This window comes from Rhodospirillales bacterium RIFCSPLOWO2_02_FULL_58_16 (assembly GCA_001830425.1).
Taxonomy (GTDB): Bacteria; Pseudomonadota; Alphaproteobacteria; order Rhodospirillales; family 2-02-FULL-58-16; genus 2-02-FULL-58-16.
On record MIAA01000001.1, the window covers coordinates 105,045 to 130,785 of the forward strand.

General features: G+C 60.0%; 26 protein-coding genes and 1 pseudogene (1 of these 27 running past the window's edge). 6 read left to right on the forward strand and 21 right to left on the reverse strand.

The window, feature by feature from the left end:
- The 10 genes and pseudogenes from A3H92_13190 to A3H92_13235 all read right to left on the reverse strand — a co-directional run.
- Nucleotides 1–1,033 (reverse strand): annotated as a pseudogene (locus A3H92_13190) (fumarate reductase); it reaches 638 nt to the left of the window's first position.
- A gap of 44 nt (nucleotides 1,034–1,077) precedes the next feature.
- Complete coding sequence (locus A3H92_13195) at nucleotides 1,078–1,779, reverse strand: 4Fe-4S ferredoxin (protein ID OHC76587.1); 702 nt, start codon at nucleotides 1,777–1,779, stop codon at nucleotides 1,078–1,080.
- 191 nt (nucleotides 1,780–1,970) lie between these two features.
- Complete coding sequence (locus tag A3H92_13200; protein ID OHC76547.1) at nucleotides 1,971–2,717, reverse strand: hemolysin; 747 nt, start codon at nucleotides 2,715–2,717, stop codon at nucleotides 1,971–1,973.
- Nucleotides 2,707–3,876, reverse strand: a complete 1,170-nt coding sequence (locus A3H92_13205) for a hypothetical protein (GenBank protein ID OHC76548.1) — start codon at nucleotides 3,874–3,876, stop codon at nucleotides 2,707–2,709. Before A3H92_13205 ends, A3H92_13200 begins: the two co-directional genes overlap by 11 nt.
- 15 nt (nucleotides 3,877–3,891) lie before the next feature.
- Nucleotides 3,892–5,001: a hypothetical protein gene (locus tag A3H92_13210; protein OHC76549.1), complete on the reverse strand. Its 1,110-nt coding sequence runs from the start codon at nucleotides 4,999–5,001 to the stop codon at nucleotides 3,892–3,894.
- An 11-nt stretch (nucleotides 5,002–5,012) separates the two neighbouring features.
- Nucleotides 5,013–6,170: a flagellar motor protein MotA gene (locus tag A3H92_13215; protein OHC76550.1), complete on the reverse strand. Its 1,158-nt coding sequence runs from the start codon at nucleotides 6,168–6,170 to the stop codon at nucleotides 5,013–5,015.
- 37 nt (nucleotides 6,171–6,207) lie between these two features.
- The gene (locus A3H92_13220; GenBank protein OHC76551.1) at nucleotides 6,208–7,311 is read right to left on the reverse strand and encodes a hypothetical protein; all 1,104 of its coding nucleotides are present in this window, start codon (nucleotides 7,309–7,311) and stop codon (nucleotides 6,208–6,210) included.
- Nucleotides 7,312–7,469: 158 nt separating this feature from the next.
- Nucleotides 7,470–8,270, reverse strand: a complete 801-nt coding sequence (locus A3H92_13225; protein ID OHC76588.1) for an inositol monophosphatase — start codon at nucleotides 8,268–8,270, stop codon at nucleotides 7,470–7,472.
- Nucleotides 8,271–8,299: 29 nt separating this feature from the next.
- A complete protein-coding gene (locus A3H92_13230) occupies nucleotides 8,300–8,869 on the reverse strand; it encodes an elongation factor P (GenBank protein ID OHC76552.1) in 570 nt (189 codons plus the stop codon).
- An 80-nt stretch (nucleotides 8,870–8,949) separates the two neighbouring features.
- Nucleotides 8,950–9,582 (reverse strand): cation transporter, encoded by a 633-nt coding sequence (locus tag A3H92_13235; GenBank protein ID OHC76553.1) that lies wholly within the window; start codon nucleotides 9,580–9,582, stop codon nucleotides 8,950–8,952.
- 69 nt (nucleotides 9,583–9,651) lie between these two features.
- Between A3H92_13235 and A3H92_13240 the strand changes: the two genes are divergently transcribed.
- Nucleotides 9,652–10,107: a hypothetical protein gene (locus A3H92_13240; protein ID OHC76554.1), complete on the forward strand. Its 456-nt coding sequence runs from the start codon at nucleotides 9,652–9,654 to the stop codon at nucleotides 10,105–10,107.
- Between the two features lie 15 nt (nucleotides 10,108–10,122).
- On the opposite strand, the gene A3H92_13245 is transcribed toward A3H92_13240, so the two are convergent.
- From A3H92_13245 to A3H92_13270, 6 genes are all read right to left on the reverse strand, one after another.
- The gene (locus A3H92_13245; GenBank protein ID OHC76589.1) at nucleotides 10,123–11,901 is read right to left on the reverse strand and encodes a precorrin-3B C(17)-methyltransferase; all 1,779 of its coding nucleotides are present in this window, start codon (nucleotides 11,899–11,901) and stop codon (nucleotides 10,123–10,125) included.
- Nucleotides 11,902–12,620: 719 nt separating this feature from the next.
- Entirely contained in the window at nucleotides 12,621–13,832 is a 1,212-nt protein-coding gene (locus tag A3H92_13250) for a precorrin-6Y C5,15-methyltransferase (protein OHC76555.1), read from the reverse strand.
- The gene (gene cobH / locus A3H92_13255) at nucleotides 13,832–14,455 is read right to left on the reverse strand and encodes a precorrin-8X methylmutase (GenBank protein ID OHC76556.1); all 624 of its coding nucleotides are present in this window, start codon (nucleotides 14,453–14,455) and stop codon (nucleotides 13,832–13,834) included. The genes A3H92_13250 and cobH overlap by 1 nt, the downstream gene beginning before the upstream one ends.
- 9 nt (nucleotides 14,456–14,464) lie before the next feature.
- Nucleotides 14,465–15,388, reverse strand: a complete 924-nt coding sequence (locus tag A3H92_13260; GenBank protein OHC76590.1) for a sirohydrochlorin cobaltochelatase — start codon at nucleotides 15,386–15,388, stop codon at nucleotides 14,465–14,467.
- A gap of 115 nt (nucleotides 15,389–15,503) precedes the next feature.
- A complete protein-coding gene (locus A3H92_13265) occupies nucleotides 15,504–15,959 on the reverse strand; it encodes a hypothetical protein (GenBank protein OHC76557.1) in 456 nt (151 codons plus the stop codon).
- A 35-nt stretch (nucleotides 15,960–15,994) separates the two neighbouring features.
- Entirely contained in the window at nucleotides 15,995–16,444 is a 450-nt protein-coding gene (locus A3H92_13270) for a hypothetical protein (protein OHC76558.1), read from the reverse strand.
- Between the two features lie 134 nt (nucleotides 16,445–16,578).
- Between A3H92_13270 and A3H92_13275 the strand changes: the two genes are divergently transcribed.
- Nucleotides 16,579–17,589 carry a cobalamin biosynthesis protein CobD gene (locus tag A3H92_13275; GenBank protein OHC76559.1) on the forward strand — a complete coding sequence of 337 codons (1,011 nt, stop codon included), beginning with the start codon at nucleotides 16,579–16,581 and terminating at the stop codon, nucleotides 17,587–17,589.
- Nucleotide 17,590: 1 nt separating this feature from the next.
- Here A3H92_13275 and A3H92_13280 read toward each other — a convergent pair whose 3' ends face one another.
- The 5 genes from A3H92_13280 to A3H92_13300 all read right to left on the reverse strand — a co-directional run bounded on the left by A3H92_13280 (nucleotide 17,591) and on the right by A3H92_13300 (nucleotide 21,456).
- Complete coding sequence (locus tag A3H92_13280) at nucleotides 17,591–19,042, reverse strand: cobyric acid synthase CobQ (protein OHC76591.1); 1,452 nt, start codon at nucleotides 19,040–19,042, stop codon at nucleotides 17,591–17,593.
- A gap of 22 nt (nucleotides 19,043–19,064) precedes the next feature.
- Complete coding sequence (locus A3H92_13285; GenBank protein OHC76560.1) at nucleotides 19,065–19,751, reverse strand: hypothetical protein; 687 nt, start codon at nucleotides 19,749–19,751, stop codon at nucleotides 19,065–19,067.
- A gap of 66 nt (nucleotides 19,752–19,817) precedes the next feature.
- Complete coding sequence (locus A3H92_13290) at nucleotides 19,818–20,426, reverse strand: cob(I)yrinic acid a,c-diamide adenosyltransferase (protein OHC76561.1); 609 nt, start codon at nucleotides 20,424–20,426, stop codon at nucleotides 19,818–19,820.
- A 45-nt stretch (nucleotides 20,427–20,471) separates the two neighbouring features.
- Nucleotides 20,472–20,906 carry an RNA polymerase-binding protein DksA gene (locus tag A3H92_13295; protein ID OHC76562.1) on the reverse strand — a complete coding sequence of 145 codons (435 nt, stop codon included), beginning with the start codon at nucleotides 20,904–20,906 and terminating at the stop codon, nucleotides 20,472–20,474.
- 100 nt (nucleotides 20,907–21,006) lie between these two features.
- Nucleotides 21,007–21,456 (reverse strand): hypothetical protein, encoded by a 450-nt coding sequence (locus A3H92_13300; protein OHC76563.1) that lies wholly within the window; start codon nucleotides 21,454–21,456, stop codon nucleotides 21,007–21,009.
- A gap of 208 nt (nucleotides 21,457–21,664) precedes the next feature.
- Here A3H92_13300 and A3H92_13305 point away from each other — a divergent pair, with 208 nt between their 5' ends.
- The 4 genes from A3H92_13305 (at nucleotide 21,665) to A3H92_13320 (ending at nucleotide 25,737) form a co-directional block, all read left to right on the forward strand.
- A complete protein-coding gene (locus A3H92_13305) occupies nucleotides 21,665–23,599 on the forward strand; it encodes a hypothetical protein (protein ID OHC76564.1) in 1,935 nt (644 codons plus the stop codon).
- Between the two features lie 211 nt (nucleotides 23,600–23,810).
- Complete coding sequence (flgI, locus tag A3H92_13310; GenBank protein OHC76565.1) at nucleotides 23,811–24,974, forward strand: flagellar biosynthesis protein FlgA; 1,164 nt, start codon at nucleotides 23,811–23,813, stop codon at nucleotides 24,972–24,974.
- Nucleotides 24,974–25,297, forward strand: a complete 324-nt coding sequence (locus A3H92_13315; GenBank protein OHC76566.1) for a hypothetical protein — start codon at nucleotides 24,974–24,976, stop codon at nucleotides 25,295–25,297. The genes flgI and A3H92_13315 overlap by 1 nt, the downstream gene beginning before the upstream one ends.
- Entirely contained in the window at nucleotides 25,294–25,737 is a 444-nt protein-coding gene (locus tag A3H92_13320; protein ID OHC76567.1) for a hypothetical protein, read from the forward strand. Before A3H92_13315 ends, A3H92_13320 begins: the two co-directional genes overlap by 4 nt.
- Nucleotides 25,738–25,741: the final 4 nt, after the last annotated feature.

Consider the following 25,741-nt stretch of genomic DNA (forward strand, 5'->3'; position numbering starts at 1 on the left):
TTTTCTCGGTAATCAGGAAGCCTGCGATCTGCTCGGGGAAAACGGAGCCGGTGGGATGGTATTGGACCGAGTCCATGTTCAGCAGCTTGGCGCCGGCACGGTAAGCCATGACCAGACCATCGCCGGTCGCCCCGTAGTGATTGGTGGTGGCAAAGCCGCGAATATGAAGCCGTCCGAAACCGCCGGTGGCGACAAGGGTCGCCTTGGCCTTGATAACGTGGAATTGCTCGGTGTCGAGGCTGTAGCAAACGGCGCCGGCGCAGCGGCCCTTGTCGTCCATGATCAGTTCTATCGCCGGCAAGAACTCGCGGTAGGTTATCATTTTCGGATGGTTCTTAACTTCGTCCATCAGGGTGCGCATGATAATGGCGCCGGTGTAGTCGCGGCACGACAGCATCCGCTTCCTCGACGTGCCGCCGCCGTGGAGCGCCTGCATCGAGCCGTCCTCCATCTTGTCCCAGATGACGCCCATGTCTTCCAGCCACTTGACCACCTCGGGGCCGTCCTCGGTCAGGGCGCGCACCAGTTCCGGCTTGTTGGTGAAGTGACCGCCGCCGATGGCGTCGAGATAATGGCGGGTCGGCGAATCGGTGCGCGAGACGGCGGCCTGCATGCCGCCCTGCGACATCATGGAATTAGCGTCGCCGAGTCGGAGCTTGGTGACGATAAAAGACTTGACGCCTTGCTGCATGGCGGTGATCGCCGCTCCGCAACCGGCGCCGCCGCCGCCGATGATAAGCAAATCGGTTACATGATGCGGATTGTCCAGATCGACCCGCTCCGGCCTTACCCACGAATGGGATTCAAGAATCTCGGCGACTTCGGAGGTCATCATCTCGCCCTTGTTGGGGCCGACATTAACCTTGCGCTTGGAGTCCTTCTTGTAGTCGGGATGATAATTATCAAGCGCGTGCTGGCGTTCCTCGGCGTTCATCGGCGGGAAGACCGGATTCCCCGTTCTCTCCAGATCAAGCCTTTTGGCTCTGGTCTGAACAACCTTTTTCAGAGATTCCGCCATGTAATCCGGATACATCTAACACTCCTGAATGCGCGCAACGCAGTATTTACGGGGACCGACTATTCCATGTCTCTGTCGTAGTAAGCCTTCTTCAGCTTGTCATGGCCCATGGCCATCAACTCTTCATATTCCTTGTCAAAGACGCCGTCTTTGACCTGCTTGACCCGCACCGCCAGTTCCGGGCTTTCCTTGCGCAGATAGCGGCCATAAAGGCGCTTGCCGAGGATTCCCACCTTGTGCTGGACGATCTCGGCCGGGCAGCGCATGGCGCACAAGCCGCAGCAGACGCAATCGAACGACAGGTCCATAAGCGATTCGATATCGCCGCGCATGGCGGCGTTCACATAGTCCATGACCTCAAGTCCCTGCGGACACACCTTGGTGCAGGTGTTGCATGAGACACAGCGGAAAACCACGGGATAAATCTTCTGGATGGTGGCGACGGTCGGTTCCAGATCCTCAAGATTATAGATCGCCTTCTGGACGGGGAAGGCCGGGATCTGGGTAACGATCATGCCTTCCTTGACAAGGGTGGTGCAGGCCAGTCCGGAATAAATTTTGTAATCGCCGGGAAGACGATAGATGGTGCCGCAGGCGCCGCAATAACCCTCCCGGCATCCGGCGCCGCGTATGATCTGCTGACCGGCATATTCGATAGCCCCCATGATCGTCGCTTCAGCGGGAACGTGATAAAGCTTGCCCATGATGTAAATAGTCGCCATGCGCAATTTGGAATCATCCTGCGCGGCTCCGGCTTTCATCCTGGATTTTGCCTTTTTGTCGCTGCTCATCGTGATATCCCCGTGTGCAACAGTGGAGGGCTTCCGTCCCTTTAAAAACAACAGATAACGAACGGAAACCGGACTCGGTAAGGATGTTTGCGGAGGGTGAAGTTGGGAACACCCGCTAGGGGAGCGATTTGTTCTCTTTAGGGCGGGACGCCACCTGCCCGTTAGGGTAGCTTGCGCCGCGCCGCGATAAGAAATTCCTTGTTGCCTTCGGGGCCGGTGATCGGGCTTTCGGTTATGCCGAGCGCCGTCCAGCCGGGCCGGGCGTCGAGCCAGCCGTGAATGCGTCGGCATACTTCCTCGTGCACCACCGGATCGCGGACTACGCCCTTGCTCCCCACTTTATCCCTGCCGGCCTCGAACTGCGGCTTGATCAGGGCGATCAGGCAAGCGTCGGGCGCGGCCAGGGCCATGCCCGCCGGCAGGATCGTTTCCAGGCCGATGAAACCGGCGTCACAAACGATCATGGAAACAGGATCGGGAATCTGCGCGGCGGTCAAATAGCGGGCGTTGGTCTTCTCCACCACCGCCACCCGATCATCATTCCTGAGCTTCCAGGCCAGTTGGCCGTAGCCGACATCGACGGCATAGACCTTGGCGGCGCCGCGACTCAACAGCACGTCGGTAAATCCCCCCGTGGAAGCGCCGATGTCCAGACACGTCAGGCCGTTTACGTCGATGGCGAAATGATTCAGCCCATGGTCCAGCTTGACGCCGCCCCGCGATACCCAGGGGTGATCGCCGCCGCGCACCTCCAGCGGAGCATCCTCAGCCGTTTGCCGCCCCGGTTTATCAAGACGCTTGCCGCCGCTGAACACCGCTCCGGCCATGACCAGCGCCTGCGCCCTGGTCCGGCTTTCGGCCAGGCCGCGTTCGACCAGCAACTGATCGAGACGATATTTAGTCGCCATCCTTCAAGGCCCTCGCCCCGAGGAAGGCGACCACGATCATTACCGCCGATCCGGCGTAATAAGGCCAATCGCTGCCGAGAAAAGAAAACAGAACCCCGGCCCAGGCCGGGCCGAGCACTCTGGACAGGATGGTGGCCGAGCGGGCAACGCCCATTACTCCGCCCTGCTCGTCTTCTCCCACCTGCAACGAAATCAGGCTGTTCAGCGACGGCGTGATTATGGAGAAACCATAGGCGACGATGATCATGGCGACCCCCAGCAGCGGCAGCGAATGGGCAAAGGGGATCATCCCGACGCCGACGGCCAGCGCCACCGCTCCATGGACAATCAGCCGCGCCTCGCCGAAGACGCCCGCCAAACGACCGATCAACATTCCCTGGATAACGGCGCCCATCAGGCCGACGAAGGCGAACATATAGCCGTTCTGCTCCGGCCCCCAGCCGAAGCGGCGCTCGGTCCACATGGCGAAAGTGGTCTCCAGCCCGGCGAAGACGAATACCGCAAGGAAGGACAGCATAATCAACGACCCTACCCTGGGCCGCGACAGGATTTCGATAAAATAGCGCAGACGTTTTTTCGGCTCGCTCGCCGCCAGCCGGCTGCGTATTTCCTGAGACAAAGATTCTTTGAGAATGAACGCGGCCATAATTAGGGCGACGGTAGATAATGCGGCGGCGGCAAACGCCGGAGTCTGGTAATCGGCGTTAAAAGGATCGGAACCGGCGAGTACGCCGCCGATGGCCGGCCCGGCGATAAAGCCGAGGCCGAAGGCGGCGCCGATCGTCCCCATGCCCTTGGCCCGATTCTCCGGCGTCGTCACGTCGGCCACATAGGCGAAGGCCGCCGAAATGTTGCCGGCCATAACGCCGCCTAACGCCCTCGCCGCGAACAGCGTCCACAGGCTTTCGGCCATGCCCAGCCATATGTAGGAAACGGCGGCTCCGGCCAGAGTCATCAGCAACACCGGACGCCGCCCCAGGCGATCGCTCATCCGCCCCCACATCGGCGCCGCCAGAAACTGGGTCAGCGAATAGGTGGCCATCACCAGCCCGACCGTCGCCGGGGATGCCTGGAAATGCTCGGCATAGAAAGGCAGAAGCGGAATGATTATGCCGAAGCCGACAAGGTCGATGAAGACGATAAGGAACAGAATCAACATGTTGAGAAAGCCGGCCTAGCGCTGGGTGAGTTTCAACTCGATGCGACGATTGCGACGCATTCCGATTTCATCCTTGCGATCATCCAGCGGATAGAATTCGGCGAAGCCGGCCGCCGTCAGGCGATGGGGCGGAATCCCCTGTCCGACAAGGAAAGTCACCACCGAAATGGCGCGGGCCGAGGAAAGCTCCCAGTTGGAGGGAAACCTGGCGGTTTTAATCGGCGCCCTGTCGGTATGCCCGTCAATCTGGAGTATCCAGTCGATGCCTTCGGGAATCCTGGCGGATATTTCCAACAGGGTTTGGGCCAGCCGCCCGAGCTGCACCTTGCCTTCTTCGCCAAGCTGGTCCGAGGCGCTGGCGAACAGCACCTCGGATTGAAAGACGAAGCGGTCGCCGACGATCCTTACGTCCTTCTGGTCGCCCAGCACCTCGCGCAGACGACCGAAAAATTCGGAGCGGTAACGCGACAGCTCATGCACTTTGGCGGCCAGCGCGGCGTTCAGGCGCTTGCCCAGGGAAACGATCTGCACGTCCTGGCTCTCGGCTTTCTTTTCGGCCGCATCGAGAACTGCGGACAATTGAGCCAGTTGTTCGCGCAGGGCCGCCATCTGCTTGTTAAGCAACGCCACCTGGGCGCGGGCGCTTTCCGAGATATTCTTTTCCTCAATCACCGCCGCCTGTGATTGATCGAGCTTGCCCGACATCTCGGCGATCCTTGTCTCCATCTCCTCCTTGAGCGCCCGCAGGGCCGCCAGATCTCCGCTTAATTTGACGACTTCGGCAAGACTGCTCTCCGCCTTGCTTTCAAGAAAACCGACGTAGGCGTTGAGTTCGTCGCGCTTGATAACCGAAGCCTGCAATTCATCGGAAAGCTGGGTCACGTTGAGCCGCAGGTCATCGGCATTCTTGCGCTCCATGGCCAGCAGGCCGGCCAGTTCGCTGATCTGACCTTCAAGCCTTTTCAGCGCCTGATCGCGGCTGGCGATGGCTTGGCCCAGAAAGAACTGCGCCAGCACGAAAATCATCAACAAAAAGATGATTACCATCAACAGCGTCGACAGGGCGTCGACGAATCCGGGCCAGATATTGGTGGCGCGCGGCGAACGACGGGCAAGGGTGGCCATTACCCGCGCTCCTAGCGGTCGGAGTTGCCGGGAGAGGCGGATTCAGAGACGCCGGCGATGGTGCGCGCCAGCAGTTTTATTTCGCTGCGCAGGCTTTGAATAATTTCGTTGCGCCCGGAATTCATCTCCTCAAGCAGTCGCGCCATGTAGACGTCCAGGTTGCGGATATGGGTGCGCGTCGCCTCGTCAAGCCCGTCGGCCCGCGCCGTTCCCCTGCCGTCAAAAAGTTTGACCAGAACGTTCTTGGTCTCCACCTGGGTTTCCGCCATCTTCATCATCAGCGATTGCTCGGTGCGCATGTGATCGGTCAGCGTCCCCACCTTTTCACCAAGCTCCATCATCCGGTGCTCGGCCGAGACGCGGTTTTCCTCGCCCTTGATCAATGTGCGTTGCAGGTTTTCAAGGCCGTCCGCCATCTGCTCAAGCAACGCCTGAACGTAAGCCGGGACCGACTGGTCGCCGTCCCCGGATAATGAGCCGCCGGAAAGCCTGGTCAGGCTCGACAGCCATTCCTCCAGGTCGTTGTAAAAACGGTTCTGCGCCTGTCCCGCCTGCAAATCCAGAAAGCCGAGGATCAGGGAGCCGGAAAGACCGAACAACGATGTGGAAAAGGCCGTTCCCATGCCGTGAAGCGGCATCTTCAGGCCGTCCTGCAATTTGCCGAACATATCGACGACATCGCCGCCGGCCGACAGCCCGCTTATAACGTTGCCGATTGATGAGATCGTCTCAAGAAGCCCCCAAAAAGTCCCCAGCAGGCCCAGAAAGATCAACAATCCGATATTGTACCTGGACAGATCGCGGGATTCATCAAGGCGAAAATAGATGCCGTCCAGCAGCGAGCGCATGGACATGGCCGACAGTTTCAGTTTGTCCTTGCGCCCGCCCATCATGTTCGCCATCGACGCCAGCAGTTTGGGCGGCTTGTGATGAGACAGGCCTGTCTGAGGATTGCGGAAGTTATTGATCCACGCGGCCTCCGGGTAAAGCATCGTCACTTGGCGGAAATTATAAAACACCCCCAACAGCAATACGCCGAGAATCAACCCGTTAAGCGGGGCGTTGGACATGAACGCCCCCTTCAGCGGCATGTACAGAACGCCGCACACAGTCACCACGATCATAAAGAATATAATCATCCGGACGAGAAAACGTCTCGGCAGAGCCATGGCGGAAATTGCCTCCGGAGGTTAGGACCTTAAATCATCAACGATCAATGATATTCAGATCGACGCGGTTCATCGGCTCGTCGGGGGCCTTATCCCCGAGCGCACGCACATCGATTCTTGTGCTGCGAACGCCGGCCTCGATCAGATAGGACCGCACCGCCAGGGCGCGTGACAGCGCCAACCTTCGGGCTTTGCTGGCGGAAAGTCCTCCGCCGCCGGCATAGGCCAGAAGTTGAAGGCGCAGTTCTTCTTTTTCCTTCAATTTGGCCGCCAGGGAATCGAGGCCGCCCTTCGCTTCGACAGGCAGCATGGTAACGTCTGAACTGAATGTCACCCGCATGACTTGTCCCAGCGCCAACGGAGAACCGGCGGCGGGGAGAGAGGCCTGTTGTTGCTTAACCGGCGGCGACGCGATTACCGGCGCGGCGATTTGAGGAGGCGACGGCGGCGCTATTGTCGGCGCTGCGGTTTGGGGAGGCGGTGGAGTCTTCTCAATCATGGAGGACGGCGCCGGCGGCATCGGCGCCTTGATCACGGAGGACGACGGCAACGGCGGCGGAGCCTTGGCGGCAACAATCGGCGCAGGCGGCGGCGCTATTGTCGGGACAGCGATCTGGGGAGGAGGCGGCGGCGCTTTGTCCATGCTTTCCGAAGCGACGTTTACCGGGGCTATGTTTACCGGCTTGCCGCTCTTCCTCGCCGGCTCCGGTTCATCTGTCGGCGGCGGCGGAAGATCCATGCTCTTGGCGACTAAAGGTTTGGCCGGCGCCTTTTTAGGCGGCGGGGCCATGCCTGTTTCCGTGGGATTGCCTGATTGGTCGGCGACGCCGGAATCGGGCCTCTTGAGCTGAATTCTTTCAGCGCCGGGCGAAGCGATAACCCTTGAAACCGGGAAATCCACCCCCGGAAACAAAAGCGATTGTCCGCCGCCCGATGACGGCAAAGCGCCGGGGACGAAAGTTTTCGCCCCGAAGCCCCCGTCATGGATAACGCCCAAGTCGATAACGACATTGGGGTCCGACGTATCGAAATAAGGATACTGCTGCGCGTAAGCCTTGCTTACCGTCAGCGCCGGCGCCGCCCAGAAAGCGGCAACCGCACATGACCCGATAACACGAGTTAAGCGACGGAGGTTTCTCATATGCCGGTCCCCCGATAATTCAAATTGACCATTGCCGACACTTCACAACACCGACCATTAACAATTCTAAAAGATTTTGAAGAAAATAGCCAAGGGGCGCCCCGCGCACAACCTATTTGCCTGATAATAGCGCATTCAGAGAGGTTAGAGAGCATTAATTATTCCGCTTTCTGGTCTTTCGCGGCTTTTTTTTCATTTGCCGATTCGCGGAGAATTTTCCCCAACGGCCCGTGCAAAGGGTCATTGGCGGCCAGAATCGAACCGCCGGACATCATATCCTGGCCGCCCTCTATGTCGCTGACGAAGCCGCCGGCCTCACGCACAATTATGATGCCTGCAGAGATGTCCCAAGGCTTAAGTCCGGTCTCCCAGAAGCCGTCATAGCGTCCGGCCGCCACATAAGCCAGATCAAGCGCCGCCGAACCGAAGCGCCTCACCCCGGCGGAAACCGCCATCACCGCCTTGAGTTGTCTCAGGAAAAGGGGGTGATCGCGCACGCCCTTGAAGGGAATGCCGGTGGCGAACAGGGATTCATCCATATTATGACGGTTGGATACCCTGATGCGGCGACCGTTCAAATGCGCTCCCTGCCCCTTCTCGGCGGTAAACATCTGATCGTGCACAGGCTCATAGATAACCCCGGCAAAAGGCTCGCCGTCGCGTTCAAGAGCAATGGATATGGCGAAATGAGGGATGCCGTGCAGAAAATTCGTCGTGCCGTCCAGGGGATCGACGACCCAGCGATTGGAAGTGTCCGAGCCGACGATCTCTCCCCTTTCCTCCAACAGAAAGCCGAAGTTGGGCCGCGCCTTGTTCAGTTCGATGCGAATGACATTTTCGGCGGTTTTATCGGCGGCGCACACAAAGTCGGCAGGCCCCTTTTTTGAGACCTGAAGATTTTCAACCTCGCCGAAGTCGCGCACCAGTTTACGCGCCGCCTTGCGCGCCGCGCCGGACATTACGTTGATAAGGGGGGATTGACGATGCACTAACTCTTTGCCCGTTCCATGTAGGAACCGTCGGCGGTATTGACAACGATGCGGGTCCCGGCCTCGATATGGGGCGGCACCAGGGTTCTGACGCCGTTTTCAAGCACTGCCGGCTTATAGGACGAAGACGCCGTCTGGCCCTTGATCACGGCGTCGGCTTCCATCACTTTCAGGATTACCGTGTCGGGCAACTGGATGTTCAAAGGATTCTCCCCGTGGCTTTCGATGGTTACGATCATGCTTTCCTGAAGGAACGGCAACTGGTCCTCGCCGAGCAGGCCGGAATCCAATGTGATCTGATCATAGGTTTCGTTGTCCATGAAGGTAAGCGCGTCGCCGTCGCTGTAAAGATACTGATATTCTTTCTGGTCAAGACTGACGCGCTCTACGGACTCCGACGAGCGGAACCGCGTGTTCAGCTTGGTGCCGGAAAGAATATCCTTGAGTTCCACCTGTAGGTAGGCCCCGCCCTTGCCGGGCTGGGTGTGCTGAATTTTAACCGCCCGCCACAAGCGACCCTGATGTTCAATCACCATCCCCGGACGGACGGCATTTCCGTTGATCTTCATCGTTTCAAGCCCAGTATTGGAAAAACGTCGCGGACACTATCAGCTTGCCGAACCGTAAGCAACGACGAGAATATCATTATTTATTCTGCGGGAGCCGGGACTGATCGAAGCTCGGCGATTGCGTGCCTGAGCACCTGATATGCGCCGCTCAAAGACAGCGAGGCCATAACGCCCGCCACCGCGAAGTCCGGCCAGCCCGAACCGGTGGCGAACACGCCGCCGGCGGCGGCCATGACGGCGATGTTGCCGAGCGCGTCGTTGCGCGAGCAAATCCATACCGAGCGCATGTTGCTGTCGCCGTCGCGGAAGGCATAGAGCATGATTGCAACCGTCGCGTTGGCGATGAGGGCGGCGACGCCGACCAGCCCCATGACCTCGGCTTCCGGCACCGTGCCGGAGATCAGATGATGGATGGTGTTGCCGACCACCCACAATCCGAACGCTCCCATGGTCGCCCCTTTCAGAACCGACGCCATGGCCCGGCGGCGAAGGGACATCCCCAGCACAAACAAACTGACGCCGTAGTTCGCGGCGTCGCCGAGGAAGTCAATCGCGTCGGCCTGCAACGAGGACGATCCGGCCATCACCCCGGCAACGATCTCGACCACGAACATGACCGCGTTGATGACCAGGGCTATCCATAGCGCTTTTTTGAAGCGGGCGCTGATCTTGTCGGAGGCCGCGCATCCGCCGCTGCAACAATTAACGCTCATGCCTATCTCCCGAACGGCGCTTCGATGTATGATAAACTATGTATATATTGATCACGAGGATAACATTTAATGAAACGCCATAAAGTCTCGCTTGCCGCCATCGCCTTGTGGGGCGTCACCATCGCCCTTGTTGCTTTTATGATTATCCGGGGGCAGACCGAGACGGCTGCCGACGGCAGGACCGCCGTGGTTCTGAGCGTAGCGGAGAGAGATCATATCCTCGGCGAAATGCGCGGAATGCTGGGGAGCATTCAAGGGATCATCAGCGCCATGGCCGACGGCAACATGGAAGATGTCGCCCGCGTCGCCGCCGAAAGCGGAATCTCCCGAATGCAGCACGAAAACCCGGCGCTGATTCTCAAGATGCCTCTCGACTTCAAGCAAATGGGCAAGGCCGCCCATCAGGGATTCGATGAAATTGCGCTGACCGCCCCGCAGGGCAAGGACGCCTTGTTAAAACGCCTCGATCAGCAATTGTCCGTATGTATGGCCTGCCATGAAAATTATAAATTCAAGGCCGAATGAGTTGTGCCGGCGGGGTTAGAGCATCTTCTTTGCATAACCCCTCGGCGTGAAAACCCATCGGTTGACGCCGCGTTTAATCGCTTTGGTTCGGCTGTTGCCGATCAGCACCAAAGTCAGCATATCGGCGTGGTCAGGCGTCAACTCGCCGAGGGTAATCGTGCGCAGGGTTTCCTCCTCGCGTCCCAGGTTGCGGGCCAGCACTACCGGCGTTTCCTTGGGGCGGGCGGTCAGCAGGATTTCGCGGGCCGCCGGCAACTGGGTGCGGCGGCGGTTGGATACCGGATTATAAAGAGCGACTACGAAGTCGCCGTCGGCGGCCGCCTGCAAGCGGCGCTTGATGTCATCCAAAGGGGTCAACAGGTCGGACAGGGAGATGGTGCAGAAATCATGGCCGATGGGAGCGCCGATGCGCGCCGCCGCCGCCTGCAGGGCCGAGACGCCGGGAACCACCGAGATCGCCAGACGGTTCCATTCGGGCTTGTTCTCGCGCTCCAGCAACTCAAATACCAGCGAGGCCAGGCCGTAGATGCCGGCGTCGCCGGAACTGACCAGAACCACCGATTTTCCCTCAGCGGCCAGATCAAGGGCCTTGCGCGCCCGTTTTTCCTCCTGGGTCATTTTTGATTCATGACGGGTCTTGCCGACGATAAGATCGCCGATCAGGTCCAGATAAAGGCCGTAGCCGACCACGTCATCGGCCTCGCGGATAGCTTCGGTCGCCTCCGGCGTTCGCCATGCCGCGCTGCCCGGCCCGATGCCGACCACCGTCAGCCGCCCCTGGCGACGGCCCGATGTCGGGTTAATAATGTCACGGGCGCGGGCAACGGCGCAGGTGGCGCGTCGGGAACCTTTCTTGCCGACGGCCAACGCCGAATCCGGGCCGCCCGCCGCCAGCGCCGCCGCCTCGGCGACGCCGTGACAACCGACGGCCTTGAACACCGCCCCGGAAGGGTTGGCGAGGCGCGGCGTCAGCTCTTCCAGTTCGTCGGCGGTGAAGAAGCGGGCGGGAACGCCGAGGAAATCGGCCGCCGCATGTACCGCCTTTTCGTCCGCTTTCAGATCGATGGAGACAACACAGGCCACGGCTTTAGCGGAAAGCCCGGCGTCGGCCAGCGTTTTCTCAACCAGTTCCACAAGTTCCGCCGGATCGGCGTCGCGTTCACAACCGACGCCGACGGCCAGCACTTGGGGGTGCAGGACCAGATTGTTTCCCGGATGTTCAACAACGCGATCAGTGACAATCACCGACAACTCGCCGTTCTCGGCAAAGGGCGCCCCGGTTTCCGTCAGCCATCCGGCATTCCCGGCCTCCACCGTCAGTCCCACCGGCAGGTCGGCCAGCAACGCGGCGGCGATCCCTTTCGCCGCTTCCGGATTAAGGCAATGCCAGCCGGACGGCGGGTCGTCCACGGCCAGTCCGAAGCGGGCGTCGCCGGCGGTGGTGATGGCGGCGATTCCTCCCGTGACGTCGGCGATGGCCCGGGCCAGACGGTTGGCCCCGTTATGGCCGCCCAGAATCGGCACCGCCGCCGAGCCGTCAACGGCGACGGCGACGACGGGAGGCTCGCTTCGCTTGTCGGCGATCAGCGGCGCCAGCGCACGCACCAGAATCCCGGCGGCGCAGACGCCGACAATGGGCGTCCCTTGCGTAAATAATGTTCTGAGATGGGCGGCGGCGTCGCTGAAAGTCACATCAACGTCGCTTGATCCTTCGGGGCCGTGAAGGCGCGACCCCGGCAAAATTTCCCTAAGACGGCGCGCCAACTCCAGGCCGCCCGGAGTGAGCGCCGTCAGCGCCGCGCCTTCCGGCGGCGGGGCGACGGCGCCGGCTGTTCCCCCCTTGCGGGCCAGCACCATCGAGAAATAGGGCGCCGCATCTCCGGCCTCGTCAAGCGCCGATATCCGCTCGCCCGCCATGCCGGCGTGCTCCACATAACGGGTTTGCGTCATCGCCAGACGTCGCAGCACCCGGCGCACCTTGTCCAGATGACGGCCCACCTTGAGAATGGCGGCGGCGTCGGCGTTTCTCAGACGAGCTTCCAGTTGAGCCTCGGGCAGGGTCGCCGGAACCACGACCAGGGTATCGTTACGCGAAGCCAACGGCATCGCCGCCACGGCGGCGACGGCGCCGACGGCGGAGACGCCCGGCGTCACTTCCACCGGATAATCACCGCCCAGCCGCTCCAGCAGATAAATGAACGAGCCGAAGATCAGAGGATCGCCCTCGCACAGCACGGCAACGCTACGCCCGGCCTTCAGATGGGCGGCGATTTCGGGGGCGTAACGATCATAAACCTGCCGGCCATGAGCCGGATCGACGCGCATCGGCATGGGCATGGCGATTTCTGTCTTTTCGCCGTCGAAACGTCCTTCGACGATAGAGCGGGCCAAACTGTCTCCCCGCTCGGAGGCGATATAGGCGATCACCGGCGCGGCGCGAATAATCATCAGCGCCTTCAGCGTCAGCAATTCGGGATCGCCGGGGCCGACGCCCACGCCGTACAGGACGCCGGTCATCGTTTGGTGACCGTGAACTGGGTCACCGTCATCAGCGGCCTGTAACCGGAAAAACGACCGAGCGATTCGGCGCGTTCAATGGAAATGCGGCTCATTTCGCCTCCGTATTCATTTCGGAACGCCGATAATCTTTCTTCCGCCTCCATGGTGACGGCATTGGCCGCCAGGCGACCGCCGGGGTTGAGCTTGTCCAGGCAGACTTTTAAAATCCCTTCCTCGGCGACGAGGCCGCCGCCGATAAAAACGGCGTCAGGAGGCGGGCCGAGATCGTCGAGCGCTTCGGGGGCGCGGCCTTCCACCACCTTCAGGCCGGGCGTCCCGAGGTTGACGGCGTTGCGGGCGATGCGGGCGCAACTATCGGCATGGCGCTCGATGGCGACGGCCTTGGCGGTGCGCTCGGCGCGCATCCATTCGATGGCTACCGAACCCGATCCGGCGCCCACGTCCCACAGAGTCTGGTGGGGCAACGGCATAAGTCTGGCCAGCGTAATAGCGCGAACTTCCCGCTTGGTGATCTTGCCGTCGTGCTCAAAGGCGTCATCAGGCAACCCCGGCGCTCTCGACAACACACGGGCGTCGGCGGCGGCCCGACAACGGACGGCAATGACGTTGAGGTCGGCGCAACGATCATGCTTCCAGTCTGCCGCCGTTCCTTCCAGCCGCCGCTCCGCCGCGCCCCCCATATGTTCGAGCACGCTGATCAGGCTGTCGCCGTAGCCATGTTCAACCAACAAGGCGGCTACTTCGGCGGGGGTGGCGCCGTCCCTGCTGAGGATCAACAGTTTGAAGTTGGGAGCGATAAACAAGTTAAGACCCGACAACGGTCGCCCGTGCAGAGTCAAGGTCTTTACATCAGGCAGCGACCAGCCGAGGCGGGCCGCTGCGAGGCTGAAAGCCGACGGCGCCGGCATGACGATCATTTCCTCGATCTTGAAGCGCCGGGTCAGGGCGGCGCCGATGCCGTAGCAAAAGGGATCGCCGGAAGCCGGCACGACGACCCGGCGTCCGCGCCTGTCTTCGATCTTGTCCAAAGCGGCGGCAAAGCCGTCCTGCCAACTGATGCGTTCCGCCTTGCCTGCGGGAATCTTCGCCAAATGGCGTTCGCCGCCGACCAGCACTTCGGCGGAATCGATCAAGGCCCGCGCCGCCGGGCTTAGGGCTTCAAGTCCGTCCTCGCCGAGGCCGATAACAAAAAGCCAGGGAATCATTACGCTTCTCCGGCCATGGCGTTGACCGTCGCCGCCGCCATGGCGCTGCCGCCGCGCCGTCCGCGCAGGGCGATGAACGGAATGTCCCCGGCGTGGGCGATCAGCGCCTCTTTGGATTCGGCGGCGCCGATGAAGCCGACGGCAAAGCCGCAGATCAGCGCCGGACGCGGCGCGCCGTCGGCAAGCAGTTCCAGTAGCCTGAACAGCGCCGTCGGCGCGTTGCCGATGGAAACCACCGCCCCTTCCAGATGATCGAGCCACAGCCCGACGGCGGCGGCGGAACGGGTGGTTCCCTGCGCTTCAGCCAGAGCGGATGTCTTCGGATCGTTCAGGGTGCAGATCACTTCGTTGCCGGAAGGCAAGCGGCGCTTGATGATTCCCGTTCTCACCATCTCGGCGTCCACCAACACCTTCGCTCCCGCTTTCAACGCGGCGCGGCCCGCCTCGGCGGCGCCGGGAGAGAACCTTAAATCCCCGACGATATCCGTCATGCCCGAAGCGTGAATAAGCCGCATGGCGACGGCGACCATGTCGCCGGGAAATGAGCCAAGCTCCGCCGCCTCGCCGATGGCGGCGAATGAACGCCGGTAAATCTCCTGCGGATCACGGATATAGTCGAACATGAACCGTTTTCACCCCTTGTCCCCGTGGTGATGGTGATCGTGATGATGGTCATGGTCATGGTCATGATGATGGTCATCGCCGCTGATGCCGCGCACATGATGATGATGGCCGACCTGAGGAGCGCCGACATCGCTTTCATAGCCGATGATCTGTTCGCGGTACTTGCATAATCGGCAGTTCATGGTGTTGTCGCCGGTCAGCATTTCATCGACGCGCTCGACCAGACAGTCGATCAGCAGCGGGTGATCGTTAAGATATCCGGCTTTGATGAACTCAATTTCCGGGTTGGCCGCCGCCGCCTCGTCGGCCCAGACATAAATGCGCTTGACCAGAATGCCGGTAAACAGAAAGTAGGAAAAAACGATGATTCGCTTGAAGCCGAGCTTTACCGCATGGGCCAGCCCGACATCGACCAGGGGATAGGCGACGCCGCTGTAGCTGACGCAAGCCCAGCCGAAGCCCATGCCTTCCCACAGCATCCGCGCCACCTTACTGACGTTGGCGTTGGCGTCCGAGTCGTTGGTGCCTCTTCCTACCACCATCAACAGGGTGTCTTTGCGTTCAACAATGGCGGACGCCAAGTTTTCCGCTTGTTCGATGCGTTCCGACGCCGCCTTCAGCAGACGGGCGTCTACGGCCAGCTCGCGACCGTAGCGCACATCAATGCCGGGGTTGTCGGCGGCAAACTCGTTGACTTCGGAAGGCAGATCGTTCTTGACGTGACCGGCGGCGAACAACATTCCCGGTAAGCATAGGATACGCTTTGCGCCTCGCGCCTTCAGTTTTTCCAGTCCGTCGCGGATCACCGGGCGGGCGAACTCCAGGAAGCCGCTTTCCACGTCATAACGGGGAAGACGTCTCTTGATATGTCCGGAAAGAGTATTGAACTGGGCGATGGCCTCAACATCGCGGCTGCCGTGGCCGCAGATCATCACCGCCGTTTTGCCGGCATCATTCATGGCGCTTGGTCCTTGCCTTCGAGCGTTCGGTCGCCGCCTGGTCATTGCCTCCGGGCGGAACATTATAAAATGGGACTATACAGGTTTTTTAAAGTTTTCCCAAATAATCAAGCATGTAGTAAATCCCGCCCATCAAAACGCCTGAAACCACGCCGATAATAATGATTATCTTGAAGATTTTTATGTAGAACTTCCTGGTTTTCTCCCTGGTGGCCCTGATAACGGCCATCTTTTTTTCCATCGCCTTGCCGGCCGCTTCTTCCGCCGCTTTTTTCAGGCGCGCCTCTTTCTTTTTACGGATGGAGTCCTCCCACGCCTTGTCCGAAATGCTGATGTCCTCGCTCGATTCCTTGAAGATGATAACGGCTTTGACCTGGCCGTTGAGGCCATTGCCGGTCTTTTGGACGACGCGGACGGCGGTTTTGTCCGTTTTGCTTAACAATGTAACGGCCAGGCTGACTGCCAGATTTTTTTTGTCATGAACGGAATCGATGGACCAGTTCCCATCCTTGAAGGCATAAATTTCAAATGATTCCTGCGCCATTCCGATACTCCGGTAAACCGTATTTCTCAGTTATATTACTTCACCTTGGAGTTGGCCGCGCACATCAGACGGTCAATGACTCCGGGCGTCTCGCTGATAGGCATGATGATGCTTCTAAACAGGACCGTTTGCCCGGCTTTGTTGACGAACTTACCGTCATGGGTGAAGGGAACCTTCATCTCCAGGACCTTTCCCAGATCGGCCAACGCCTGTCCGATAAGGGTGTCCTCGGGCGCGTCAAGGACGGGTCTGCCGACAAGAGCGGCGCCGCCGTCGCCGGAAAAGGACTCGCCCACACGCTCAAAAACCGGGCCGCCCTCATCGTCGAGTTTGGAAAGGATAAACACATCAGGCCAGATGCGCTCCATATTTTGGAGAGACATCTCCTCCAGAGACGGAATTTCCACGGCGCCGCGCGCCTCCCGCCAGCGGATCATCATCCGGTAGACCAGCCGCCGCTCGACATTTTTTACCGGTTTACTCATGTTTTCTCTCCGCACGGCCCGCCAAGCTCCATAACGCATTCAAACACGCTCTAAAGAGTCGATCAAGCTCAAGTAATCGCAGGACAACACCATTCCCGTTGACGAAAGGCTTTAAGACACCCATTCTCGGAGCCATGGTTACCTTCGGCCTTGCCGGCGGGAAAGGATTTGATCCGCTGGTGTTGCTTCTGATCGGGCTTGGCGTCGAAGCCTGTGTCGGCGAGATGCGTCCGGTGTTCCGTAGAATACCTCATCCGGTAGTGGTCATCGGTCGTCTGGTCGAGGCCATGGAAATCAAGCTTAACCGTGAAAATCGCAGCCATATGGACCGCGCCGTGCGCGGTTTTTTTCTTACGATTTCCGTAGTCGGCCTTTGCGCCGTTATCGGATGGGGAGTCGCCTGGCTGACCCAGCATCATGACTTCGGCTGGACGCTGGAGCTGTTTTTGGTCGTCGCCCTGCTCGCCCAGCGCAGCCTTTATGACCATGTGTACGCCGTCGATAAGGCGCTGGCGGAGGAAGGGGTTGAATCGGCGCGTAAGGAAGTAGCCCATATCGTCGGTCGCCGAACCGATCAACTTGACGGTTGCGGAGTCGCCCGCGCCGCCATCGAGTCCTGCGCCGAGAACTTCGGCGACGGCGTGGTGGCGCCGGTGTTCTGGTATGTGCTGTTCGGCTTTCCCGGTCTGCTTGTCTACAAGGCGGTAAACACCATGGACAGCATGATCGGCCATAAGACCGAGCGTTACCGCGCTTTCGGCATGGCGGCGGCGCGCCTCGATGATATTCTTAACCTGATTCCGGCAAGGCTGGCCGGCCTGTTCATCGTCCTCGCCTCGGTCTTTGCGCCCTCGGCCAAGCCGTTCGCCGCTTTGAAGGTGATGCTCAGGGATTCCGGCAAACACCGTTCGCCCAACGCTGGCTGGCCGGAAGGAGCCATGGCCGGGGCGCTTGATCTGGCGCTGGCCGGTCCCAGACGCTACGCTGAACACATCGTCGATGACCCATGGATCGGCGACGGCGCCACCCAGGCCGCCCCCCAGGACATCAGCCGATGCCTATATATTTATGTCGTAGCCTGCCTGATCAACGCCATGTGGGTGGCGGCCATCGCCATGATCCGCTACGGGCCGGGACTGCATTGACCTATCTCGCCGTTTCCAGCAGACGGTCGAGATTCAGGTGTTTTTCCAGATGATCGGCCAGGGCGTCCAGGGTTTGATCTATACGTTTTTCGTATAAACGGCCATGAAGGCGTTCCTGACGGATGCGCCCGAGAAAGGCGTGACGGAAGCCGTCGGCGGCGAACAGGCCATGCAGATAACTGCCCATGACCAAGCCGTCTTCAGAGATAGCCCCTTCAACCCGTCCGTCGTCGAGGATGAACCAAGGGCGGGCGCGATCCGGCCCCTCGGTCAGCCCCAGATGTATTTCATAGCCGTGGACGGCTTCGCCGGAGGATATTTCATTTCCGTTGGCGCGGCAGAGAGTCTTGTCGCCGCCGATGATCGTCTCCACGTTTAACAGGCCGAGTCCCGGCTTGACGTCGGGCGGACCTTCACGACCGTCGGCATCGCTTATCTTGTTGCCCAGCAATTGATAGCCGCCGCACAACCCCACCACCAGACCGCCGCGCCGGACATGGGCGTGGATGTCCGTGTCCCAGCCTTGGGCGCATAAGAATTTCAGGTCGGCGATGGTCGCCTTGGTGCCGGGCAGCAGCACGACATGGGCGTCGCCGGGCAGGGCGTCGCCGGCCTCGATAATGTTGACATCGACGTCATTTTCGGCGGCCAGGGGGTCCATGTCGTCAAAGTTGGCGATGCGCGCAAGGCGCGGCACGGCGATCCTGACGGCATTTCCTTTCGCCGCCGGCCGCTGTTCGTTATCCAGCGCCATGGCGTCTTCCTTGGGCAGCAGACGGGCCTGGGCGAAAAAGGGGGCCATGCCGAAGGACTCAAACCCGGTGCGTTCGGCGATGATCTTATGGCCGCCGCAAAACAGCGACGCATCGCCGCGAAACTTGTTGATGATGTAGCCTTTGGTCAGCGCCCGTTCGCTATCGCTCATCAGGGCGTGAGCGCCGACGATAGCGGCGATTACCCCGCCGCGATCAATGTCGCCGATCAGCACCACCGGAACCCCGGCGGCCTCGGCAAAACCCATGTTGGCGATGTCGGAATCGCGAAGATTGACTTCGGAGGCGCTGCCGGCGCCTTCGACCAGCACCAGATCGGCCTGTTCCTTGATGATCGAGAAGCTTTCCAGCACCTGGGGCATAAGCTTCGGCTTGAGAGCGTGATAGTCACGGGCGTCGGCCGAGCCTTCAACGACTCCTCTTACTATTACCTGAGCGCCTGTCTCCGAGGTCGGCTTGAGCAGCACCGGGTTCATGTGGATCGACGGCTCGACGCCGCAGGCGCGGGCCTGCAAGGCCTGGGCGCGACCGATCTCGCCGCCTTCAATGGTGACGGCGGCGTTGTTGGACATGTTCTGAGGCTTGAAGGGGCGGACGGACAGGCCCCGGCGCGCATAGGCCCGGCATAGACCGGCGACCAGCAGGGACTTGCCGACGTCCGAGCCGGTGCCCTGGAACATCAGGGCGCGGGCGGGCCGTTTGCTATTTTCCGCCAAGGGCCTCCCTCAACGGATCGGCCTTGGGATTGGCGTAATTAAGTCCCTCGATGATTGATCGCGGCAAAGCGCCGACGCCGTAATAGGCCTCGTTCAGGTCATTGCGTCGCGTCAGCACCGATCCCTCCAGGGAAAAGCCGCCGAACAGGCCGATCTTGGCGTTGGCGAAGGCCAGGATGTCGGCATTTACATTGGTGGTGGTGGCCGCCTCCACCCCGGCGCCGAACAGGCCGACGGTGATGCCGGCGTCGGCGCCGAGTTTGCCCTGATGCTCAATGATCGACTGCAAGGCTTTCTCGCTACGGACTATCATAATGACCTCGGTGTCCTGGATGCCGATCTGCAAGCCGAAACTTCCCGCCGCCAGGGTATAAAAAACGGGATGGCTCCAGCTACCGTCGGATTTATGCGCCAGCAACATCCCGTGACCGACCTCGGCGGCGCCGATAAATCCGGCCTTGACCACGGTCGGCAGGATAACGACGGCGGCGGCGCCGGGGAGATGTTTGCTGAACCCCCTCAATTCCGGCAATTCATTGAAACGGGTGACCGTCTCAACGCCCCGCTTGATCAAGTCCTGGGGCAGGATGGCCGGGTCATTATTGATATCGGCGCACGACATCAAGCCGGCGGCGGCGATCAGAACGGCAAAAAGCGGAATAATTCGTTTCATCGGGGCAACTTCCTGTGCACAAAAAGCCGACGCCAGTGGGTTGCAAGACATAGAATTTGTCAACTGTTAAAACTCCACGCCCGGCTGGGCCTTGACGCCGGAGCGGAACGGGTGTTTGAGGGCTTTCATTTCAGTCGCCAGATCGGCGGCTTCGATCAAGCCGTCGGGCGCCCCCCGTCCGGTGACCACCACATGAGTGCTTTCCGGCCTGGATTTGATCGCCGCCAGCACTTCGTCCAGATCCAGATAGCCATAGCGCAGCGCCACGTTAAGCTCGTCCAGGATCACCATGCGGTTTTCACGGTCGGCAATCATTTTTGCGGCCGCCTTCCATGCCGCTTCGGCGGCGGCTATATCCCGCGCTTTGTCCTGTGTCTCCCAGGTGAAACCTTCGCCCATCGCCCTGAAATCGATTCGGTCGCCGAAGCCTTCCAGCACCTTGCGCTCGGCGGTGTCCCACGCTCCCTTGATGAACTGCACCACGCCCACCTTGAAGCCATGGCCGAGACATCTGATCGCCATGCCGAAAGCGGCGGTGGATTTTCCCTTGCCGGCGCCGGTATGGACGATCAACAGGCCTTTCCCGCTCTCATCCTTGGCCGCCATCATCCTGTCTCTGGCCGCTTTTTTCTTGGCCATTTTGGCGGCGTGTCGCTGTTCTTCGGTTTCGCTCATTTAGGGTCCAAGCGGGTAGTTCCGAGGGCATGACCGGCTCTTTGATTAATCGTTGCGGTGAGTTTTTTCCATGCGCTCGTGGCGTTCCTGGGCCTCAATGCCCAGCGTCGCTACGGGACGGGCCTCCAGACGCGACAGGCTGATCGGTTCATTCGTTTCCTCACAATACCCGTACGAGCCGTCATTGATGCGCTCCAGGGCCTCATCGATTTTTCCGATCAGCTTGCGCGCCCTGTCGCGTGTGCGCAGTTCCAAGGAACGATCCGTCTCGGTGGAAGCGCGGTCGGCGATATCAGGCTCCATCACTCCGCCTTCCTGAAGATGTTGCAGCGTCTCACTTGATTCGCTGACCAGCCCGGCCCGCCAGGCGAGAAGCTTCCGGCGGAAGTACTCCTGCATCTGGGGATTCATAAAGGGTTCCTTCTTTGAAGGACGGTAATCAGGAGAGATCAATATCGGAGGAGTTTGCGGATCAGGCATTCTTTTCTACACCCCTAAAGCCGGTTCAATTATCGCTGCGGAATATATGGGTGAAGACGTTTCGCCGCAAGAGGGGTTTAAGAGACCTCAGGGCGTTATATCACTTTAAAATATTACAGGTCAGCTTGGCTATTTCCACTTCGGCGCGCAGTTCGATTTCGTTAATGATCTCATTAAGCTTCGGGTCGTTGTTTTTGCTGCGGTGAGCGCGCATCGTCTGCGCCAGTCCGGCCAGTTTTTCCTTCGGCACCGACCCCAGCAACACGTCGCGCCGGATATTCTCCAGGGAATCAAGAATGCCGTCGCCGTAATTCATGGTAAGCCCGCGAGAGCGCTGGTCGGTGGCGTTCGGCGATTCCTGGGCGGCAAGAACCGACTCGATATTGGCGACCGATGTCGGCTCCACCGCTTCGGGCGCTTCGGCGGCCCCCGCCGCTTCCTTCAGGCGCTCGGCAAAAAGGCCGCTCTTGCCCGAAGACTTCTTTGTCTTCCCGGTTCGGGCAATCGCCTTTCCTGAACTTATGTCTGAAATTTTCATGGCCTGATACAAACACAATAAGCCGATGGGGAGCAAGCGCCTCGACCCGGCAATTATTGCACGGCAGACGGTTTATCCGGGTATCCGTTACCCGCATCCGGCAACAAAACACAGCAAAATCAAGGCCGCGCCTTGATTTTTGTGTTGGCACCCATCTTGCTTGAAAGAGAGCAGGAAATTTTATGCATATCTGTTTGAGCAAGGGTCCAGGAGCGCCGACATGACGGTTTTCAATGCTTTCGTCATCCCCACTCTCGGCATGTCGAGCCAGAGTCACGCCCTCAACACCATCGGCAACAACATCGCCAACGTCAACACGGGCGGCTTCAAGCGCACCGACACCAGATTTTCAACCGTGCTCAGCGATACCTATTTTCAGCAGTCGGACATCGGCGGAACATTACCCAAGGACTACAATCGGATAAGCGTTCAAGGCCTGCTGACGACCAGCACCAGTAATTTCGATGTCGCCATCAACGGCGACGGATACTTTGCCCTTAATTCCAAGCAGGACGGTTCCGGCGAAGCTTTGTATACCCGCGACGGCGGGTTCGGCATGGTCACCGGCGCCGACACCAACGTAACCGCCGACGACGGCAGCACGATCACCGTCAAGGAAGGCTATCTGGTGGACAAGAATAATTATTACGTTCAGGGGTATGCGTGGGACAGCGCAGCCGGCGACTTTTCCACCACCCTTTCATCGATGAGAGTGGATCAGTACTCGTTCGCCAACACCGGCATCGCCACCACCACCGCCAAGCTGGCGATAAACCTGCCGTCAAATAACGCGCTTGTCAGCGATCACGCCGCCTCCGTCGCCGGCGTCCTGGCCGGCGGAACCGCCCCTGCCGGGCTGGAGGTATATAACATCGACGTTATCGATTCCGCTTTCGCTCATCAGTCGGTGTCCCTTTATTTTTCCAAGAACGCAACCAACACATGGGATATGTCTTATGTGACCACCCGAACTCCGGTGGCCCAGGTCGATACGGTGACCTTGGGCGGCGCCATTGAGGCCGGGGACACCTATACCGTCACCATCAACGGCACGCCTTATCAACAGATACTCGTCGGCGGCGAAACCCTCAGCACTGTCCGCGACGCTCTGGTGACGCAAATAAACGCCGACGCCACGCTTAAGGTGACGGCGGCGCCTTCCGGGGCCGACGCCCTTACCCTGACTTCCGATGTCGCCGGCGACGCCGTAACCACCCTGGCGGTGGCGGTGCACGGCGGCGTCAGCGTAGCCCAGTCCGACTCGATCACGATCGGGGGAACGTTTGAACTCGGCGACGTCTATACGGCGACGGTTAACGGCAACCTTTATTCCTACACGTCGGCGGGACCGGACGCTTCCAACGCCGACGCGGCGACGGGATTGGCCGCCCTGATCAACGCCGATCCCGCCGTTGCGGCCGCCGCCGTCGGCAACGTCATCACCATTACCGCATCCACCGCCGGCACGGCCTATGCCCTGACCGCCGTCGGCGCCTCGGGCGGAGTCGACGCCACCCAGACGGCGGCTCCCGCCGTCGTCACGGCGAATTACACCGCCCTGGCCGACAACACGGCCACCGTGGCGACGACGACCGCCAACGTGCTGAGCACCGGCACCTCGGCGATAACACCGATAACGTTCACGACCATGGGGACTTTAACGTCACCCTCTTCGATCGCCCTGGCGATGACGTTCGCCGGCGGAAGCACGGGCGCGGTCACTCTTGATACCAGCGAATTCGTCCAGTACGCCGGCGATCTCATGCCCTTCAATTACACCAGAAACGGTTATGCCGCCGCGCTTATGAATGATTTTGAATTCACCACCACGGGCGAAATCGTCGGCAATTTTCATGATTCATCCTACCGGTCGATCTATAAAATCCCCCTCGCCCAGTTCACCAATCCGGACGCCATGGACAGGATTAACGGCAACGTATACGCCGAGACCGCCGAGTCCGGAACCGCCAGACTTACCAATCCGGGAACCGACGGGTATGCCTCCCTGTCGCCGTTCACGCATGAAATTTCCAATGTCGATCTGGCCGACGAATTCACCAAGATGATCATGACCCAGACCGCCTACAACGCCTCGGCCAACGTCTTCAAGACCGTTGACGAGATGACGAAAGAGGCAAGCAGCCTCAAGAGATAGCGTAGAGCGTTATCCGACCCGGCAATATATTCCCCTCGGCCTTGGCCTTCTTTTCTCTCTCCCGCCGCCCGATTACGATAAGCGCCGGAAAACGCTTTGTTTTCAAGGAGATAAGCAGAGAAAATCCTTGGCATGGAATTAGCATTAAATTAACGACAGGCATATATAATCACCGTGTTCCGAATCAACAGAACAATAACGGAAGGCCATAATGACCGCTTCAGTTTACAGTTTCGCCGCTCTCTCGACAAAAAACGCCTTGAAGCGAATTTTGATCGGCGGCGCGGCCGGTCTGACGCTGATGCTGATTACTATGGCCGGCGCCGAGGCCGCTTCCCGCATCAAGGACATCGCCGTATACCAGGGAGTGCGCGACAACATGTTGGTCGGATATGGCCTGGTCGTCGGCCTCAACGGCACCGGCGACACTCTTTCCATCGGCCATTTCACCCAGCAAAGCCTGCAAGCCATGCTGAACAGGCTCGGCATAAAGCCGACGGATGCCGGAATTGATTCGAAGAACGTCGCCGCCGTGATGGTGACCGCCACTCTGCCTCCCTTCGCCCGCCAAGGCAGCCGCATCGATGTTACGGTCAGCGCCATCGGCGATTCGAAGAATCTGCTCGGCGGCACTCTGCTGGTGACGCCGCTGCTCGGCGCCGACAGCGAGGTCTATGCCGTCAGCCAGGGACAGTTGGCGGTCGGCGGCTTTACCGCAACCGGCAAAGGCGAAACCGTAACCAAGGGGGTGCCCACCAGCGCCCGCATTGCCAACGGCGCCATCATCGAGCGTGAGATCGGCTTTGAAATGGCCGATCTCAAGTCGATCAAGCTGAGCCTGCGCAACCCGGATTTCACTACCGCCAATCGTATCTCCCAGGCCATCAACGCCTTCCTCGGCACCCCGGCGGCGGTCTCCACCGACCACTCCACCGTTCAGGTGGCGGTGCCGGAGAGTTACCGCTCCAATGTCGTCAACCTGCTGACCGACATCGAACAGTTACGCATCGAGCCGGATCAGGCGGCGCGCGTCATTATTGATGAACAGTCGGGCGTCATCGTCATGGGCGAGGATGTGCGCATCAGCACCGTCGCCATCGCCCAAGGCAACCTGACTATCCGCATTACCGAAACCCCGCAGGTATCCCAGCCGGGACCGTTCGCCTCGGTCGGCGACACCACCACCGTTGATCGCACCGACATCCAGATTGACCAGGGCGGCGACCGAAGGCTGACGGTGGTTAATTCCGGCGTCACCTTGCAGGACCTTGTCAACGGTCTTAACGCGCTCGGCATCGGCCCACGCGACATGATCACCATCCTGCAGGCGGTCAAGGCCGCCGGCGCCATGCAGGCCGATATAGGGATAATGTAATGAGCGACAACGTCATCGCCATGCAGGTGCAATCAGCTCTCGCCGGCGCCAAGAAGGCGCCCAGGCTTGATACTCCGGCCGCCCAGGCGCAAGCGCGAAAAGTCGCACGGGAATTCGAGGCTTTTACCCTCAGCCAGTTCCTGCAACCGATGTTCGCCAACACCGAAGCTGCGGAACCTTTCGGCGGCGGCAGCGCCGAGACTATGTGGCGCTCGATGCAGGTCGATGAATACGGCAAGGCAATCGCCCGTACCGGCGGCATCGGCATCGCCGACGCCGTTTACAAGGAAATACTCAAGATGCAGGAGGCCAAAAAGCCATGAATGCGACCGACAGAATCAACGACCTGATCAATATTTCCAACCGGCTGGCAAATCTTCTGGAACGCGAAAACGAGGCCCTCAGAAAAAACCGCCCCCAGGCCGTCGCCGTCATGCTTGAGGAAAAATCAGCGTTAAGCCGCGCCTACGAAGCCCGCGTTCTGGGACTTAAGGCGGCGACGGACGACATCTCAAGCGTTGATCCGGAGTTACGCGAACGTCTGCGCGGCCTCGGAGAAAAGATAAAGGCGCTGATGGAAGATAACGCCCGCTACCTCAAGGTGGCGATGGAAGTAAACAAGCGCGTCATGAAGGCGATAGCCGACGCCGCCAAATCTCATAAGCCCGGCCCTAAAACCTACTCGGCCAAAGGCTCAACCAAAAGCAAGCGCGCCGACGCGGCCAATCAAGGCGTAGCCGTTTCCATCAACCGGTCCCTGTAACCAC